The sequence below is a fragment of the Streptomyces sp. NPDC020731 genome (assembly GCF_044334705.1).
Lineage (GTDB): Bacteria > Actinomycetota > Actinomycetes > Streptomycetales > Streptomycetaceae > Streptomyces.
In genome coordinates this window covers 127,604-144,334 of record NZ_JBIRTN010000019.1, presented here as the reverse complement: position 1 = coordinate 144,334, position 16,731 = coordinate 127,604, and the positions used below count along the sequence as shown (strand labels likewise).

The following is a 16,731-nucleotide window of genomic DNA, read 5'->3' as shown; positions in this document are numbered from 1 at the left end:
CGCGGGGAGGCAGGGCCGCCGCCTGGCGGATCAGCCGGACGACGCGGGCCCTCCGGCGAACCGGGCGAGGTCCTCCGCCGCTCCGCGCGGCAGGTCCGCGACGGCCTCCGCGGGCAGCGCCGCGATCACGTCGCGCAGCCGCACGGCGAGGTCCGGGAACACCGCCCAGGCCGGTGCCGGGACCGTGACGACCGCGAGCAGCAGGTCTCCCGCGTAGAAGGACGCCTCCGACAGCGGCTCCTCCAGCAGCAGGCGCACCGCGAGCGGCAGCACGTACGGCAGGGCGACCCGTTGCGTGACGAGCATGCGCAGATCCGCCGGGCGCAGTGTGCGCAGGGGCAGGCTCCGCAGCTCGTGCACCGTGCGGATCAGGCGGGTCGCGTCGGCGGCCGGATCCGCCCAGTGGGGCGGATCCAGCTCGTCGAGGGTGCGGTCGAGGTGCAGCAGACGGTCCACGCCCCGATTGTCGGCGACCGGCCCGGCTCCCGGCTCAGGTGAGTTCCACGATGAGGTCGCCGCCCTCCACCTGCTGAACACGGTTGATGGCCAGCCGGGTGACCGTGCCGGACTTCGGGGCGGTGATCGCGGCCTCCATCTTCATCGCCTCGATGGTGGCCACCGTGGCGCCGGCCGCCACCTCCTCGCCCTCGGCGACCGCGAGGGTCACCACACCGGCGAAGGGGGCCGCGACATGGCCGGAGTCGGCGCGGTCGGCCTTCTCGGTGGCCGGGACGTCGGAGGCCGCCGCCCGGTCGCGGACCTGGATCGGCCGCAACTGACCGTTCAGGGTGGACATCACGGTACGCATGCCCCGCTCGTCGGCGTCGCCCACCGCCTGCAGCTCGATGAGCAGCCGCACACCGGGATCGAGGTCGACGCTGTACTCCGTGCCGGGGCGCAGCCCGTAGAAGAAGTCCTTGCTGTCCAGGACGCTGGTGTCGCCGAAGGACCGGCGGTGCGTCTCGAACTCCCGTGTGGGGCCGGGGAAGAGCAGTCGGTTGAGGGTCGGCCGGCGGTCCTTCGCCAGGCCGGCGCGGTCGTCGGCGGTCAGCTCCTGGACGGGCTTGGGCTCGGCGCGGCCCCGCAGGGCCTTGCTGCGGAACGGCTCGGGCCAGCCGCCGGGCGGGGTGCCCAACTCACCGCGCAGGAAGCCGATCACGGAGTCCGGGATGTCGAACCGGTCCGGCTCCTCCTCGAAGTCCCGCGGGGACACACCCGCGCCCACCAGATGCAGCGCGAGGTCGCCGACCACCTTCGACGAAGGGGTGACCTTCACCAGGCGGCCGAGCATCCGGTCGGCGGCGGCGTACATCGCCTCGATGTCCTCGAAGCGGTCGCCCAGGCCCAGCGCGATCGCCTGGGTGCGCAGGTTGGACAGCTGCCCGCCGGGGATCTCGTGGTGGTAGACCCGGCCGGTCGGCGAGGCCAGGCCGGCCTCGAAGGGCGCGTAGACCTTGCGGACGCTCTCCCAGTAGGGCTCCAGGTCGCCGACGGCCGTCAGGTCCAGTCCGGTGGGGCGCCCGGAGTGGTCCGTCGCGGCGACGATCGCCGACAGGGAGGGCTGTGAGGTGGTCCCCGCCATGGAGGCCACGGCTCCGTCGACCGCGTCCGCGCCGGCCTGGACGGCGGCGAGGTAGGTGGCGAGCTGGCCGCCGGCGGTGTCGTGGGTGTGCAGATGGACCGGCAGGTCGAACTCCCGGCGCAGGGCCGACACCAGCGTCGCCGCCGCGGGCGCCCGCAGCAGTCCGGCCATGTCCTTGACGGCCAGGACATGGGCGCCGGCCTCGACGATCCGCTCGGCCAGGCGCAGGTAGTAGTCCAGGGTGTAGAGCCGCTCGGACGGGTCGGACAGGTCGGCGGTGTAGCACAGGGCCACCTCGGCGACGGCGGTGCCGGTCTCGCGTACGGCGTCGATGGCGGGCCGCATCTGGGAGACGTCGTTCAGCGCGTCGAAGACGCGGAAGATGTCGATGCCGGTCGCCGCCGCCTCCTGGACGAAGGCGTCGGTCACCTCGGTCGGGTACGGGGTGTAGCCCACGGTGTTGCGGCCGCGCAGCAGCATCTGCAGGCAGATGTTCGGTACGGCCTCCCGCAGGGCGGCCAGGCGCTCCCACGGGTCCTCGGCGAGGAAGCGCAGGGCGACGTCGTACGTGGCGCCGCCCCAGCACTCCAGCGAGAACAGTTCGGGCAGGGTGCGCGCCACCACGGGGGCGACGGCGAGCAGGTCCTTGGTGCGGACCCGGGTGGCGAGCAGCGACTGGTGGGCGTCGCGGAAGGTGGTGTCGGTGACGCCGATGGTCGGCGAGTCGCGCAGTCGGCGGGCGAAGCCGTCGGGGCCGAGTTCGGCGAGCCGCTGCCTCGAGCCGGCCGGCGGTTCACCGGCGGGCAGCGGCGGCAGCTTGGTCAGCGGGTCGATCAGCTGGGGCCGCTCGCCGTGCGGCTTGTTCACCGTGACGTCGGCGAGGTAGGTGAGCAGCTTGGTGCCGCGGTCGGCGGAGTGGCGGGCGGTGAGCAGCTCGGGACGCCGCTCGATGAACGAGGTCGTGACGTGTCCGGCCCGGAAGTCCGGATCGTCCAGGACCGCTTGCAGGAAGGGGATGTTGGTGGAGACGCCGCGGATGCGGAACTCGGCCACCGCGCGCCGGGCCCGGCCCACCGCGGCGCCGAAGTCCCGGCCCCGGCAGGTGAGTTTCACCAGCATCGAGTCGAAGTGCGCGCTGATCTCCGTACCGGCGTGGGTGGTTCCGCCGTCGAGGCGGATGCCGGAGCCGCCGGGCGAGCGGTAGGCGCTGATCCGGCCGGTGTCCGGGCGGAAGCCGTTGGCCGGGTCCTCGGTGGTGATACGGCACTGCAGCGCGGCGCCCCGCAGGGTGACGGCCTCCTGGGCCAGACCGAGGTCGGCGAGCGTCTCGCCGGCGGCGATGCGCAGCTGCGCCTGCACGAGGTCGACGTCGGTGACCTCCTCGGTCACCGTGTGCTCGACCTGGATGCGCGGGTTCATCTCGATGAAGACGTGGTTGCCGTCCCGGTCGAGGAGGAACTCCACCGTGCCGGCGTTGCGGTAGCCGATCCGGCGGGCGAAGTTCACGGCGTCGGCGCAGATGCGGTCGCGCAGCTCCGGGTCGAGGTTCGGCGCGGGCGCGAGTTCGATCACCTTCTGGTGGCGACGCTGCACCGAGCAGTCCCGCTCGAACAGGTGAATGACGTCGCCCTGCCCGTCGGCGAGGATCTGCACCTCGATGTGGCGGGGTTCGACGACGGCCTTCTCCAGGAACACCGTGGGGTCGCCGAACGCGGACGCGGCCTCCCGGGAGGCCGCCTCGATGGCCTCCCCCAGCTGGCCGGGGTCCTCCACGCGGCGCATGCCGCGACCGCCGCCGCCGGCGACGGCCTTGACGAACACGGGGAAGCCGATGCCGTCGGCGGCGCGGACGAGTTCGTCGACGTCGGTGGAGGGCGCCGAGGAGCCGAGCACGGGCACGCCGGCCTCGCGGGCGGCGGCCACCGCGCGGGCCTTGTTCCCGGTCAGTTCCAGGATCCGGGCGCTGGGTCCGACGAAGGTGATGCCGGCCTCTTCGCAGGCTTTGGCCAGTTCGGGGTTCTCGGACAGGAATCCGTAGCCCGGGTAGACGGCGTCGGCGTCCGCGCGGCGGGCGGCGCGGACGATCTCCTCGACGGAGAGGTAGGCCCGTACCGGGTGTCCCGGTTCGCCGATCTCGTACGCCTCGTCGGCCTTCAGGCGGTGCAGCGAGTTGCGGTCCTCGTGCGGGAAGACGGCGACGGTTCGGGCGCCCAGTTCGTAGCCCGCGCGGAACGCCCGAATCGCGATCTCGCCGCGGTTGGCGACCAGCACCTTGCGGAACATGCTCGATCCCTCCAGCCTGCCGGTGACGAGACCATCGTGTCGGTGACGGGTCCGGTACGCCATGTGAGCCGGGCCACTCACCTCCGCCTCGACGACGGTGTGAGGGGCCACCGAGAGAAATGTTTCTCTCGGTGGCCCCTCACACCTGCCGACGGAGCGCTACTCCGTGATCTTGAGCAGCTTGTTCGGTGTGCCGCTGCCGGGGTCACCGATCCCGTCTGTCGGCGGTGGCCGCACCCGTCAGCGCGACGGTACGCATCTGACGCGTCATGAAGAGGGATCTCCTCGTCAGGTGTGGGGGGGCCGACCTCCGGCGCGGTGCCGCGGGGAGGCTGGCGAGAAGAGTGACCACTTGTCGCGATCAGTTCAACGGCGGAGCCCCGCGGTCGGCGCGGCACGACGGCGCATCTCCACGACGTCCGCCCGTACCGGAGCCAACCGACGGGCAAAAGCCGAGCTGAAAGCGTTGCTTGAAGCACCGCCCGGTGACTGCGCGAGATTGGTGACCGTCCCCTCACCCAACCCTCACCGCACCGGCGTTTGGCGCTCCTCGGTCCTACCGGAAGAGGGCTGCGTGGCGTCGCGCCCAGTCGGCGAAGGTGCGGGGCGGACGGCCGGTGACGTCCTCGACGGCGAGGCCGGCCCGGAGCTCCTCGGGGGTGGGGGCGCCCAGGATGTCGAGCGTGGTGTCGACCACCTCCTCGGGCATGAACTGCCGCATCTGCGCGCGGGCTTCCTCGCGGGTCTGGCCCACGAAGCGCACCGGTTCGCCGATCGCCTCGCCGATGGCCTCGGCCCGCTGCCGTGGCGTGGTGAGGGCGGGGCCGGTCAACTCGTAGGCACGGCCGTTGTGTCCGGCGCCGCGCAGGGTCACCGCGGCGACGTCGGCGATGTCGGCCGGGTCGATCGTGGGCAGGCCCACGTCGCCGAACGGCGCGGCGACGGTCCGCCGGGTGCGCACCGGTTCGGCCCAGGCGAGGGCGTTGGAATGGAAGCCGCCGGGGCGCAGGATCGTCCAGTCCGCACCCGACTGCCGTACGGCGTCCTCGATGGCCCGTGCCACGCGGCCGTGCGATGCCGACCGCGGCCGGGTGACGACTCCCTGCGAGGACAGCAGGACGACGCGTCCGACGCCGGCGGCCTTGGCGGCGTCGAGGATGCCGTGCGGGTTCAGCAGATGCGCACTGGCTCCCCCGTTCTGCAGGAACAGCGCGTCGGCGCCGTCGAAGACCTCGCGCAGGCTGTCGGCGTCGGTGAGATCCGCGCGCAGATGCCGTACGCCTTCCGGTACATCGGCGGCCGAGATCGCCCTGGAGGTGGCGGTCACCCGCTCGCCGTCCGCCGCGAGGGCGCGGACGAGTTCCCGGCCGACGTTTCCGGTTGCTCCGGTCACCACGAACATGAACAACTCCCCTGTCGTTTCGGTGTGGTGAGGACGCTAACAGTCTGGATATAGTAGGTACCCAGGAGATAGTGACTATCCCGAAGGGGTTCGCATGGCGGGGAACGCGACACGGACGGCGGCCGCCGGGACTCCCCCGGAACTCGCCTGCCCCGTCAGCCCGGTCGTGGACATCGTGTTCAGCCGGTGGACCACCCCGGTCCTGTGGACGCTGCACGCGCACGGCCGGCAACGCTTCGTCGAGCTGCAACGGCGGATCGGCGGGATCACCCCGAAGGTGCTGACGCAGCGTCTGCGGCAGCTGGAGCGCGACGGCCTGGTCGTGCGCACCTACCACCCGGAGGTTCCGCCCCGGGTCGAGTACGAGATCAGCGAGCTGGGCCTCAGTCTCGCGCCGCTCTTCGCTCATCTCTCGGAGTGGGCCACGGCCAACCTGGGCAAGGTCGAGCAGGCCCGGCACGCCTACGACGAGGACACCGCCCGGTAGCGCGGGGACGGGCGGGTCAGGCCTGACCGGTCTCGAAGCGGGAGATGCGGCCGTCGTCGTCGACGGTGAAGGACCACCGGGTGCGCATCTCGCCCCAGGTGTCGTTGCTGTAGCGGGCGAGGAGGCGGCGGCCGCCGCCGGACTCGTTGTCGACCTCCAGGTGCCCGTGGGAGGAGAAGACCTCCCGGTCGATCCACTCGGTGAGGTCACGCTCGGAACCGTCGTCCGCCATGGTGGCACCGGGCGCCAGCAGAGTCAGGAACCCGTCCCGGTCGTGGTTGTTGACGGCCGTGACGAAGGCGCGGACGGCGGGGTCGCTGAGACGGGTGCTCTGGATCGTCATGTCTGCCAGCGTCGTACCGGCCGCCGGGCTCCGCCACCCGCATCACCCGAACGGCGACCGGTGACGCGCCGGGCCGGTGGCGGGAATGCGACGGTGGTCGCCAAGCCACTGCTCCGGGAGACGACGTGACCTGTTACGACCGACGTGATCTGGGCCTGCTGCTGCTCCGGCTGGGGACGGGCGGGGTGCTCGCGGCGCACGGCGCCCAGAAGCTGTTCGGCTGGTTCGGCGGGGGCGGCATCGAGGGCACCGGCCAGTTCATGGAGTCCATCGGCTACGCGCCCGGCAGGGCGAGCGCCACGGCGGCGGGCCTCGCCGAGGCCGGCGGGGGCGTGCTGCTCGCGCTCGGTCTCGCCACCCCGGCGGCGGGCGCCGCGGCGGCCGGCGCGATGGCGGGCGCGGCGGCCGTGCACGCGCCCAACGGGTTCTTCAACCAGGAGGGCGGCTTCGAGTACGCCGCGTCCCTGGGCCTGACGGCCGCCGGACTCGCCGTCACGGGTCCCGGCCGGCTCTCCCTGGACCACGCCTTCGGCCACGCGGTCAACCGGAGCTGGATGATCCCGGCGGCCTTCGCGGTGACCGCGGCGGCCACGACGATGACGGTGGGAGCGCGCGTACGGCGGCTGAGGAAGGCCAAGGAGGGCGAGCAGGAGGCGTTGTTCGAGGAGTAGTCCGGCGGGCCGGCGGCCTCAGCAGCCCGTCGACTCCGTACAGGGCCCGTTCTCGGGCAGATGCGTCTCGGCCCACTTGCCGAGTTCCTTGAGCGCGGGTCCCAGCGCCGCGCCCGACTCCGTCAGACGGTAGGTGACCCGCAGCGGCGGTCCCTCGTCGACCTCGCGGACCAGGAGTCCCGCGGCGCCCAGTTCCGTCAGCCGGTCGGAGAGCATGCGCTCGCTGATACCGGGGACGGCCCGGCGCAGATCGGCGAAGTACGCCGGCTGTTCCACCAGCACGGCCACGATCGGCCCGGTCCAGCGCTTACCGAGCAGCTGGAAGACGCGGCTGATGCCGCCGTCCACCTTCCTGCACGCCTCTGGCCCATGCACCTGCTCGACCGCCATGCCTCCAGGGTACTACCCCTCCACAAGGGGATGAAAAAAAGTAAGTCCCTGTGTTATTCATAGTCGAGTACGAATTCTCAGCGGTGGCGTCCTGCGTCTCCGCCCCTGCACTCATGGGAGAAAACCCCGATGGCCACCCTTCTGCACATCGACTCCTCCGTCTTCCCGGCGTCCGCCTCCGCGTCCCGCGCCGTGGCGGAGACCTTCCGCAAGGCGTGGGAGGAGCAGCACCCCGAGGGCACGGTGATCCACCGCGACCTCGCCACGAACCCCGTTCCGCACCTCACCGCCGACGCCCACACGGCGGGCTTCGCGGACCCTGCCGCGCACACTCCCGAGCAGGCCGCGGCCTTCGCCGGGCGCCTGGAGCTGATCGAGGAGTTCGAGCGGGCGGACGCGCTGCTGATCGGCGCCCCGATGTACAACTTCACGATCCCCTCCACGCTCAAGGCATGGCTGGACAACGTGATCCTCATGGGCCGTACGGCGGGCGAGAACCCCTCCGCCAAGGGCACGCCGGTCACCGTGATCGCCAGCCGCGGCGGCTCCTACGCGCCGGGCACCCCGCGCGAGGGCTACGAGTACGTCCAGAACTACCTGCGGGCGGTGCTGGTCGACTTCCTCGGTCTCGACCTCGACTTCATCGTCCCGGAACTGACCATGGCCGCGCAGAACCCGGCGATGGCCGAGCTGGTCCCGCTCTTCGAGAGCTCCCGCGAGCGCGCCCACCAGGACGCGACCGTCAGGGCCAAGACCCTCGCCGAGCGGCTGGCGGCCTGATCCGGCGGCGTCCGGCCGCCGGATCAGGCCCGGTGCCGGGCGTCCTCCAGATAGTGCAGCACGGCCGCGACACGGCGGTCCGTGCGGTCGGTCGGCGCAAGGTCGAGCTTGGCGAAGATGTTGCGGATGTGCTTGTGGACGGCACCGTCGGTGACGACGAGCCGTTCGGCGACGGCCGTGTTGCCCAGCCCCTCGGCCATCAGCGCCAGCACCTCCCGTTCGCGCGGGCTGAGCCGTTGCAGCCGGGCGTCCGGCCGGGTGCGGGTGAGCAGTTGGGCCACGACCTCGGGATCGATGGCGGTGCCGCCCTCCGCCACCCGGTGCAGCGCGTCGAGGAACTCCTCGACCCGGCCCACCCGTTCCTTGAGCAGATAGCCGAGCCGGGCGCTGCCCTGGGCGAGCAGATCGGCCGCGAATGCCTGCTCGACGTAGGCGGACAGGACGAGGACGGCGAGCTCGGGCCGGCGCCGCCGGGCCTCCACGGCCGCGGTGATCCCCTCGTCGGTGTGGGTGGGCGGCATCCGGACGTCGACGATGGCGACGTCCGGCTGCTCCGCGTCCACGGCGTCCAGGAAGGCGTCGGGGTTCTCGACCGTGGCCACCACGTCCAGGGACTCGGCGCGCAGCAGCAGTGCGAGCCCCTCGCGCAACAGGGCGTCGTCCTCGGCGATCACGATCCGCATGGCAGGGTCACCTTCAGGGTGGTGGGGCCGCCGGGAGGGCTGGCCAGTTCCAGTGTTCCGTCGTGCGCCTCGGTGCGCCGGCGGATGCCGGTGAGCCCGGATCCGTTCCGCTCGTCCGCTCCGCCGCGGCCGTCGTCGTGGATCTCCAGGTACAGCCGTTCGTCCAGGCGACGCACCACGACACCGGCTTCGCGGGCGCCGCTGTGCTTGGCGATGTTACTGAGGGCCTCGGCGACCACGAAGTACGCCGTCGCCTCCACGGACACCGCGCACCGGCCGGGCACGTCGGCGTCGACGCGACAGGGCACCGGGCAGTCGGCCGCCAGGGCGGTGAGGGCGTCGGGCAGACTGCGGTCGGCCAGGACCGGCGGGAGGATGCTGCGGACGACCGCCCGCAGTTCGGCCAGCGCCTGTTCGGCGGCCTCCTGGGCACGCTCGAGGACGGCGTCGGCCTCGCCGGGGTCGCGGGTCAGGGCGCGGCGGGCCGCGCCGAGCAGCACGGCGACCGCGACGATCCGGTTCTGTGTGCCGTCGTGCAACGCGCGTTCGACACGGCGCAGTTCGGTGGCGTGGGCGTCGAGTGCGGCGGCCCTGGTGGCGGTGAGTTCGGCGACCCGCAGGACGAGGTCGGTCCCGGGGTCCGGGCTGAGCAGCCGCCGTCCGGGCCATGCCTGGAGCCGGGCGAGCGCGGGAGCGCACAGCACGATGACGGCGACGAACAGCACGCCGAACAGGGTGACGGACAGGGCGCCGGACCAGTCGCGCACGGTCCACCAGCCCAGGGCCGCGGTGGACTCGCTCTCCGGCAGAAGGCGCCAGTACAGCGGGAAGGTGACGTCGTGTGCCGCGTTCAGCGGCAGCGTCGCCCCGATCAGCCCGAGGAGCAGGCCGAAGACCGCGTGCGTGCACACCCAGCGCACCTCACGGCGTACGGCGCGGTCCGCGAGCGCCGTACGCAGTCCGGCAGGCGGCTGCGCCGGGCCGATGATCTCCGGGCCCCACCGGGACAGCCGGGCCCGCTCCCGGTCGGCGACGGCCCGCACCGCGTGCAGGGCGGACGGCAGCAGCAACAGGCCCACACCGGCCAGGCAGGCCGCCGCCGTCAGGGCCAGCCACAGCATCGCGAGCAGTGCCAGCAGGCCGGTGCCCATACCGCCGATGAGGTGTTCCAGGGCGTCCAGCGCGGCCCGGGCACGGGCCGACACGGCCCGTGAACGCCCCGGCCGGCCGCCCGCCGCCCCCTCGTGAGTCGCCACCGTCCACACCTCCCAGGCGCGGAGGATAGGACACCCGCTCCCGGGCCCGCCGGGCCATCCGCCCAGTGGTACGGGACCGGAAGCGCTCCGGGACCGGCGCGGCACGCTCACTCGCGGATGCCGATGCCCTCGACCGGAGGGGTGCGCAGGAGCCGGCCGACGGGAAGCACCGTGGCGACGAGCGCCAGGAGGATGGTGCCGCCGACGACTACGGCCCAGCCGGCGACCGGAACGTAGGGCACGCGCTGCCCGGCCACGGCGTTGACGATCGTGGTGAGGGTGACGGCCGCGATCGCGCCGCCGATCACGAGCGCCACGCCCAGCAGGCCGGCCTGTTCGGCGTGCACCATCCGCTTCACCTGACGGCGGGTGACGCCGACCAGGCGCAGCAGGGACAGTTCCCGGGTCCGGGCCAGTGCCGCCATGACGAGCGTGTTGGCGGCGGCCAGGACCGCGTATCCGACCAGGACGGCGATGAGCAGCTTGTTCAGCCAGCCGCTGATGGCCAGGTCCTGGGCGATGTCGCCGGTCAGCCGGTCGGTGTCCACCACCGCGGCGGCCGGATGGCGGCGGGCGAGGCCGGCCAGGGCGGCCTCGGCGTCGGCGTCCGGCGCGGTGCGGATGAGCACCTGGTCGTCGAGTCCGGTGACGGTGTGCCCGGTGAGGGTCCTCGTGTGCAGGGTGACGTCGCCGAAGCCCCAGCCGCGTTCGTACAGCGCGACGACGCGCAGGGTGACGGGTGTGCCGTCGCCGAGCCACAGCCCGGCCTCGTCCCCGAGGTCCCAGCCGGCGGCGTCCGCCTGCGCGGTGGACACGGCCACGGTCCCTTCGCGCAGTCGACGCCCCGACAGCCGGGAGGGCAGCAGGATGTTCTGCTCCACGTTCAGCGCGCCCACCAGGTTGAACGCCTGGAAGACGAACCCGGCCCGGCTGCGGCGCAGTTCGGTCAGCTTCTTCTCGGACATCGACGACAGATCGGTGGCCCCGATCCGCACCGTCCCCGAGTCCGGCCGGTCCAGTCCGGCCGCGCAGTGCAGCAGGGTGCTCTTGCCCGATCCGGACGGTCCCATCACGGCGGTCGCCGTGCCGCGCATGAACACGGCGCTCACGTCGTCCAGCGCCACGACCGGCTGATCACCGCCGTACGTCTTGTGTACATGGTCGAGGCCGACGGCGACGTCGGCCGGGGTCAGTGACATGGTGGGGCGCCTTCCGGGCGGAGCTCGTTGCGGGACCTCCACGACGGTAGGCGGCATGGAAGCCGCCACCCATGCAGCCAGTGACCGAACAGTGGTGGTGCAGGCACTACCACCCGGCACAACGTCCGTGGTCGCGTCGTTGGCCCTGGCCCGGCGCGGTTCGGGTGGCGAGGACACGGGACCGCAGGTCAACGGAAGATCACCTACCGGTCTCGGCGGGCCCTCTCCGTGCCCTCTTCGAGACTCACCCGCAACGCTCCGTACCGCACGTTCCGGCCCGCCGCGCCGTCACAGTCACTGAAGTCGGCGTCAACCAACCGAGGGGGCACGGACGATGAAGTGGTACGGGACACGACGGCCGGTCGGAGCGCTGCTCGCGCTCACGGCGGCGAGCTGCCTGCTGGTCGGCGGCTGCGGCGCGGGAAGCGACGGCGGCTCCAAGGCGAGCGACGCGTCCTACGACCGCGGGGGTGACGGCTCGGCGCCGCCGCCCGCCCCCGACCGGGACTCGGGAGGGCGGTACGACGGTGAACGGGGCGAGGGCGAGCAGGACTCCCGCGAGGTCGCCCCCGGTCCCGACCACCTGTCGACCTTCGCGCTGGACGTCGACACCGCCTCGTACGGCTATGCCCGCCGCACCCTCGCGGAGGGCCGGCTGCCCGATCCGTCGGCCGTCCGCCCCGAGGAGTTCGTCAACAGCTTCCGGCAGGACTACGAGCGTCCCGACGGGGACGGTTTCACGGTCACCGTGGACGGCGCCCGCACCGACGAGGAGGACTGGTCGCTGGTCCGGGTGGGCCTGGCCACCCGGGCCGCCGAACCGGACGGTGAACGTCCGCCGGCCGCCCTGACGTTCGTCATCGACATCTCGGGTTCGATGGCGGAACCGGGCCGCCTCGACCTCGCCCGGGAGTCCCTCGCGACCATGACGGACCAGTTGCGCGACGACGACTCGGTGGCCGTCGTCACCTTCAGCGACGAGGCCGAGACCGTCCTGCCGATGACCCGGCTCGGCGGCAACCGGGGCGAGGTCCACGACGCCGTCGCCGGCCTGGAGCCGACCGACTCCACCAACCTCGGCGCCGGTGTGGAGACCGGGTACGAGACCGCCGTCGAAGGGCTGCGCGAGGGTGCCACCAACCGGGTCGTGCTCGTCTCCGACGCCCTCGCGAACACCGGCGAGACGGAGGCCGACGCGATCCTCGAACGCATCGCGGACTCCCGCCGCGAGCACGGCATCACCCTGTTCGGCGTCGGTGTCGGCAGCGACTACGGCGACGCACTCATGGAGCAGCTCGCCGACGAGGGTGACGGGCACACGGTGTACGTGTCCGGCGGGGAGGACGCCCGCGAGGTGTTCTGCGAGCAACTGCCCCGCAACATCGAGCTGACGGCCCGTGACGCCAAGGCGCAGGTCGCCTTCGACCCGGAGACGGTCGCCGAGTTCCGGCTCGTCGGCTACGACAACCGGCGGGTCGCCGACGAGGACTTCCGCGACGACCGGGTGGACGGCGGCGAGGTCGGGCCCGGCCACACCGTGACCGCCCTGTACGCCGTGCGCACCCTCCCCCATCGGGGCCGGGGCCACCTGGCGACGGCCACCGTGCGCTGGCTCGACCCCGACAGCCGCACCCCGCACGAGGAGACGGGCGACCTGGAGGCCGACGACCTCGTCGGCTCCGTGTGGAGCGCGCGACGCGGTCTGGCGGTCACCGCCACCGCGGCCTACTTCGCCGACGCCCTGCGCTCCCACGGCCACCGCTACAGCGCGCTGCCCGGCGCCCCCGGTCTCGGTGAACTCTCCGAGCGCGCGGGCGACCTGGCGGACCGGACGGAGGACGAGGACGTCCGCGGGCTGGCGGAGGCGATCCGTTCGGCGAACCGTCTGGAGTGACCCGGGCCCATTGACTCGGCCTTACGCGCGGGTAAGTTGACTCCGGAGTAAGTAAGTGCGAGACAGCATCAGCCGCGACCGGGAGCCGTCATGGGCGTACGCAAGGACCTGAAACGGGCGAAACGACGCACGGATCTGGCGAGCCGGGCAGGAGTCGAGACCGTCAGGGACGAACACGGCGTCGTGCGTGAGGCCCGTACGGCGGCTCTGGCCCCACGGCGGACCACCGGCAGCACGGCCGACATCCCGTTCACCAACGCGGCCGAGGCCCCCGACGCGGTGGTCCTGCGGCGCGAGGAGCACGGCACCTGGCGTCCGGTGACGGCGGCGGCCTTCGCCCAGGAGGTCACCGCCGTGGCCAAGGGGCTGATCGCCGCAGGGCTGGAACCGGGCGACCGGGTCGCCGTGATGTCCCGTACGCGCTACGAGTGGACGGTCCTGGACTTCGCGGTCTGGTCCGCCGGCGGCCGGACCGTACCGGTCTACGCCACCTCCTCCGCGGAGCAGGTGGAGTGGATCGTCCGTGACTCCGGCGCCCGGTACGTCGTCACGGAGACCGCGCAGAACACGGCCACCGTCGCCACCGGCACCGCCGCCCACCCGGAACCCCCGCGTGTGTGGGAACTGGACACGGACGCCCTCGCCGAACTCACCGCACTCGGCCGGGACGTCCCCGACGAGGAGGTCACCGAGCGCCGTACGGCCCTGACGCCCGACACCGTCGCGACCGTCTGCTACACCTCCGGCACCACCGGACGCCCCAAGGGCTGCGTCCTCACCCACGCCAACCTGTACGCCGAGGCCGCCAACACGGTCGAGCTGCTGCACCCGATCTTCAAGGAGGTCACGGACCAGGTCGCCTCGACCCTGCTCTTCCTCCCGCTCGCCCACATCCTCGGCCGCACCATCCAGATCGCCTGCCTGCTCGCCCGTATCGAGATCGGCCACTGCCCCAGCATCAAGCCCGACGAACTGCGGCCCGCGCTCAAGGCGTTCCGCCCGACCTTCCTGGTCGGCGTCCCCTATCTCTTCGAGAAGATCCACGACACCGGCCGGGCCACCGCCGAGAAGATCGGCCGGGGCGCCTCCTTCGAACGCGCCCACCGCGTCGCCGTCCGCTTCGGCGAGGCCCACCTCGACAGGTTCCTGGGCCGCGGCAAGGGCCCCGGCCCCGGGCTGTACGCCGCCTGGGCACTGTACGACCTGCTGGTCTACCGCCGGGTCCGCAAGGAACTCGGCGGCCGGATGCGCTACGCCATCAGCGGCGGCTCCCCGCTGGAGCGCGACCTCAACCTCTTCTTCTACGCGGCCGGAGTCATGGTCTACGAGGGCTACGGCCTGACCGAGACCACCGCCGCCGCCACCATCGTCCCGCCGCTGGGCCCCCGCCCCGGCACGGTCGGACTCCCGGTCCCCGGCACCGCGGTCCGCATCGCCGACGACGGCGAGGTACGCGTCAGGGGCGGCATCGTCTTCGGCTCCTACTGGAACAACCCGGCCGCCACCGACGAGGCGCTCGACGACGGCTGGTTCACCACCGGTGACCTCGGCTCCCTGGACGAGGACGGATACCTGACCATCACGGGCCGCAAGAAGGACATCCTCGTCACCTCCGGCGGCAAGAACGTATCCCCGGCCGTCCTGGAGGACCGGCTGCGCAGCCGCCCGCCCGTCGGCCAGTGCCTCGTCGTCGGCGACAACCGCCCCTTCGTGGCCGCGCTGATCACCCTCGACCCCGAGACGGTCGCCCACTGGCTGTCGGTGCGGAAACTGCCCGCCGGCACCCCGATGTCCGAGGTCGTCCGCGACCCGCGGATGCGCGCCGACGTACAACGGGCCGTCGACTACGCCAACGAGGCCGTCTCCCGCGCGGAGTCCATCCGCGCCTTCGGCCTGATCGAGGGCGAGTTCACCGAGGAGAACGGACTCCTGACACCGTCCCTGAAGGTCAAACGGCGGGCGGCGCAGGAGGCGTACGCGGACGAGATCGCGGCGCTGTACTCCTGACCCCGGCGTCCCGCAGGGCGCGGAGGTAGCGCCTGCGGACGTGGAGCTGGGCCAGCAGGAGAGCGGGGAAGAGCAGGCGCCAGGGGCCCGTCGGCGCCGCCCGGGTCAGGGAGCGCAGGGTGAGCAGGACCCGGCCGTCGTCCTCCCGGTGCACGATGAAGGCCTCTTCCCCGCTGACCGGGTGGCCCCGGCGGGTGCCGTAGGCGAAACCGCACCGGTGCCCGGTCTCCACCACGGCGACGACCTCGACCGGTTCCCGCACGACGCACCGGCCGAGGCCCGCCGTGACGGTGTACCGCCCGCGCTCGCGCGCGCCGATGCCGCCCCCGTCGGCCGGGGCGACGGCGAAACCGCTGCGCCGTTTGACCTCCCACCGCAGCACCGCCTCCCTGGCGGCGGTCCAGACGTCCTCTCCCCGTCCGATCGTCACGGTCCTCTCGAACCGGCGGAACCCGGGCGGGGACGCGGACCAGAGGAGGACCTGCGGGGCGGTGGCACCGCGGGGGCCGTAGGTGAGACCTTCGTCGTCACCCATGGGCGTCCGCCCTCCGCTCCAGGAAGGCGGACAGGCCCGTCAGCAGCCGGTCGACGTCCTCGCCGCTGGTGTAGGGGGCCAGGCCGACGCGGAGGCCGCCGGTGTCGCCGAGGCCGAGGCGGCGGGACGCCTCCAGCGCGTAGAAGCTTCCGGAGGGCGCGTGGACGCCGCGTTCGGCGAGGAAGCGGTAGGCGTCCTCGGTGCGGTGGCCGTCGAGGGTGAGCAGCAGGGTCGGGGTGCGCCGGGCCGCCCGGGAGTGGACGGTGACCTGGGGCAAGGCCGCCAGTCCCTGCTCCAGCCGGTCGCGCAGGACGCCCTCGTGTTCCTCGATCCCCTCGAACGCCGAGGCGAGCCGTTCACGGCGGCTGCCGCCCGGCCCGGCGGCCAGCCCGGCCAGGAAGTCGACCGCCGCACGGGTGCCCGCGAGGAACTCGTAGGGCAGCGTGCCGAGTTCGAAGCGCTCGGGCACCGCGTCCGTGGAGGGCAGCAGTTTGTCCGGACGCAGTGTCTCCAGGAGTTCGGGGCGGGCGGCCAGGACGCCGTGGTGGGGGCCGAGGAACTTGTACGGGGAGCAGACGAAGAAGTCCGCGCCGAGCGCCTCGATGTCGACCGGGGCGTGCGCGGCGTAGTGCACGCCGTCGACGTACAGCAGGGCGCCCGCCTCGTGCGTGATCCGCGCGATCTCGGCGATCGGGGGCATCGTGCCGATCAGGTTGGAGGCCGCGGTGACGGCCACCAGCCGGGTGCGCCCGGAGAGCCGGTCGCGGATGTCGTCGGCGGTCAGTTCGCCGGTGGCCGGGTCGAAGTCCGCCCGGCGGACGGTGCAGCCGGCCCGCTCGGCCGCCTGGACCCAGGGGCGGATGTTGGCGTCGTGGTCCAGCCGGGTGACGACCACCTCGTCGCCCGGTGACCAGGCCGCGGCGAGGGTGCGGGAGAAGTCGTAGGTGAGCTGGGTGGCGCTGCGGCCGAAGACGATGCCCGCCGGGTCGGCGCCCAGCAGGTCGGCCATGGCGCGCCGGGTCTCGACGACGACGGCCTCGGCGTTGCGCTCGCCGGGCAGTCCGTCGCCGCGGATCGAGAGCGGCCGGGACAGCGCGGCGGCGATCGCCTCGATGACGGGCAGCGGCATCTGGGTGCCGCCGGGGCCGTCGAAGTGCGCGGTGCCGGCGGCCAGCGCGGGCACCCGGGCGCGCAGGGCGGTGAGGTCGTACGTCATGTG

General features: G+C 72.9%; 15 protein-coding genes. 5 read left to right on the top strand and 10 right to left on the bottom strand.

Going from position 1 to position 16,731, the window contains the following annotated elements:
* Positions 1–30 precede the first annotated feature (30 nt).
* The 3 genes from ACH4VX_RS27340 to ACH4VX_RS27330 all read right to left on the bottom strand — a co-directional run bounded on the left by ACH4VX_RS27340 (position 31) and on the right by ACH4VX_RS27330 (position 5,267).
* Complete coding sequence (locus ACH4VX_RS27340; RefSeq protein ID WP_398370941.1) at positions 31–456, bottom strand: contact-dependent growth inhibition system immunity protein; 426 nt, start codon at positions 454–456, stop codon at positions 31–33.
* 34 nt (positions 457–490) lie between these two features.
* Entirely contained in the window at positions 491–3,865 is a 3,375-nt protein-coding gene (locus tag ACH4VX_RS27335; protein WP_398370939.1) for a pyruvate carboxylase, read from the bottom strand.
* Positions 3,866–4,421: 556 nt separating this feature from the next.
* Positions 4,422–5,267 (bottom strand): SDR family oxidoreductase, encoded by an 846-nt coding sequence (locus ACH4VX_RS27330; RefSeq protein ID WP_398370937.1) that lies wholly within the window; start codon positions 5,265–5,267, stop codon positions 4,422–4,424.
* Between the two features lie 94 nt (positions 5,268–5,361).
* Here ACH4VX_RS27330 and ACH4VX_RS27325 point away from each other — a divergent pair, with 94 nt between their 5' ends.
* The gene (locus ACH4VX_RS27325; protein WP_398370935.1) at positions 5,362–5,754 is read left to right on the top strand and encodes a winged helix-turn-helix transcriptional regulator; all 393 of its coding nucleotides are present in this window, start codon (positions 5,362–5,364) and stop codon (positions 5,752–5,754) included.
* Between the two features lie 16 nt (positions 5,755–5,770).
* Here ACH4VX_RS27325 and ACH4VX_RS27320 read toward each other — a convergent pair whose 3' ends face one another.
* A complete protein-coding gene (locus tag ACH4VX_RS27320) occupies positions 5,771–6,097 on the bottom strand; it encodes a nuclear transport factor 2 family protein (protein WP_398370933.1) in 327 nt (108 codons plus the stop codon).
* A gap of 125 nt (positions 6,098–6,222) precedes the next feature.
* Between ACH4VX_RS27320 and ACH4VX_RS27315 the strand changes: the two genes are divergently transcribed.
* Complete coding sequence (locus ACH4VX_RS27315) at positions 6,223–6,768, top strand: DoxX family protein (RefSeq protein WP_398370931.1); 546 nt, start codon at positions 6,223–6,225, stop codon at positions 6,766–6,768.
* Between the two features lie 18 nt (positions 6,769–6,786).
* Here the strand turns inward: ACH4VX_RS27315 and ACH4VX_RS27310 are convergent, their stop codons facing one another.
* Complete coding sequence (locus ACH4VX_RS27310; protein ID WP_398370929.1) at positions 6,787–7,158, bottom strand: winged helix-turn-helix transcriptional regulator; 372 nt, start codon at positions 7,156–7,158, stop codon at positions 6,787–6,789.
* 129 nt (positions 7,159–7,287) lie between these two features.
* Between ACH4VX_RS27310 and ACH4VX_RS27305 the strand changes: the two genes are divergently transcribed.
* Complete coding sequence (locus tag ACH4VX_RS27305) at positions 7,288–7,938, top strand: FMN-dependent NADH-azoreductase (RefSeq protein ID WP_398370927.1); 651 nt, start codon at positions 7,288–7,290, stop codon at positions 7,936–7,938.
* A 23-nt stretch (positions 7,939–7,961) separates the two neighbouring features.
* On the opposite strand, the gene ACH4VX_RS27300 is transcribed toward ACH4VX_RS27305, so the two are convergent.
* The 3 genes from ACH4VX_RS27300 to ACH4VX_RS27290 all read right to left on the bottom strand — a co-directional run bounded on the left by ACH4VX_RS27300 (position 7,962) and on the right by ACH4VX_RS27290 (position 11,076).
* Positions 7,962–8,621, bottom strand: a complete 660-nt coding sequence (locus tag ACH4VX_RS27300) for a response regulator (RefSeq protein WP_398370926.1) — start codon at positions 8,619–8,621, stop codon at positions 7,962–7,964.
* Positions 8,609–9,877, bottom strand: coding sequence for a sensor histidine kinase (locus ACH4VX_RS27295; RefSeq protein WP_398370924.1), 1,269 nt, complete (start codon positions 9,875–9,877; stop codon positions 8,609–8,611). The genes ACH4VX_RS27300 and ACH4VX_RS27295 overlap by 13 nt, the downstream gene beginning before the upstream one ends.
* Positions 9,878–9,984: 107 nt before the next feature.
* A complete protein-coding gene (locus ACH4VX_RS27290) occupies positions 9,985–11,076 on the bottom strand; it encodes an ATP-binding cassette domain-containing protein (RefSeq protein WP_398370923.1) in 1,092 nt (363 codons plus the stop codon).
* 334 nt (positions 11,077–11,410) lie between these two features.
* On the opposite strand from ACH4VX_RS27290, the gene ACH4VX_RS27285 reads away from it, so the two are divergent.
* Complete coding sequence (locus ACH4VX_RS27285; RefSeq protein WP_398370921.1) at positions 11,411–12,970, top strand: von Willebrand factor type A domain-containing protein; 1,560 nt, start codon at positions 11,411–11,413, stop codon at positions 12,968–12,970.
* Positions 12,971–13,060: 90 nt separating this feature from the next.
* The gene (locus ACH4VX_RS27280; protein WP_398370919.1) at positions 13,061–14,977 is read left to right on the top strand and encodes an AMP-dependent synthetase/ligase; all 1,917 of its coding nucleotides are present in this window, start codon (positions 13,061–13,063) and stop codon (positions 14,975–14,977) included.
* Here the strand turns inward: ACH4VX_RS27280 and ACH4VX_RS27275 are convergent.
* Both ACH4VX_RS27275 and ACH4VX_RS27270 read right to left on the bottom strand, forming a co-directional pair.
* Entirely contained in the window at positions 14,919–15,512 is a 594-nt protein-coding gene (locus ACH4VX_RS27275; protein ID WP_398370917.1) for a DUF1990 family protein, read from the bottom strand. The genes ACH4VX_RS27280 and ACH4VX_RS27275 overlap by 59 nt on opposite strands.
* Positions 15,505–16,728 (bottom strand): cysteine desulfurase-like protein, encoded by a 1,224-nt coding sequence (locus ACH4VX_RS27270; protein ID WP_398370915.1) that lies wholly within the window; start codon positions 16,726–16,728, stop codon positions 15,505–15,507. Before ACH4VX_RS27270 ends, ACH4VX_RS27275 begins: the two co-directional genes overlap by 8 nt.
* Positions 16,729–16,731 lie beyond the last annotated feature (3 nt).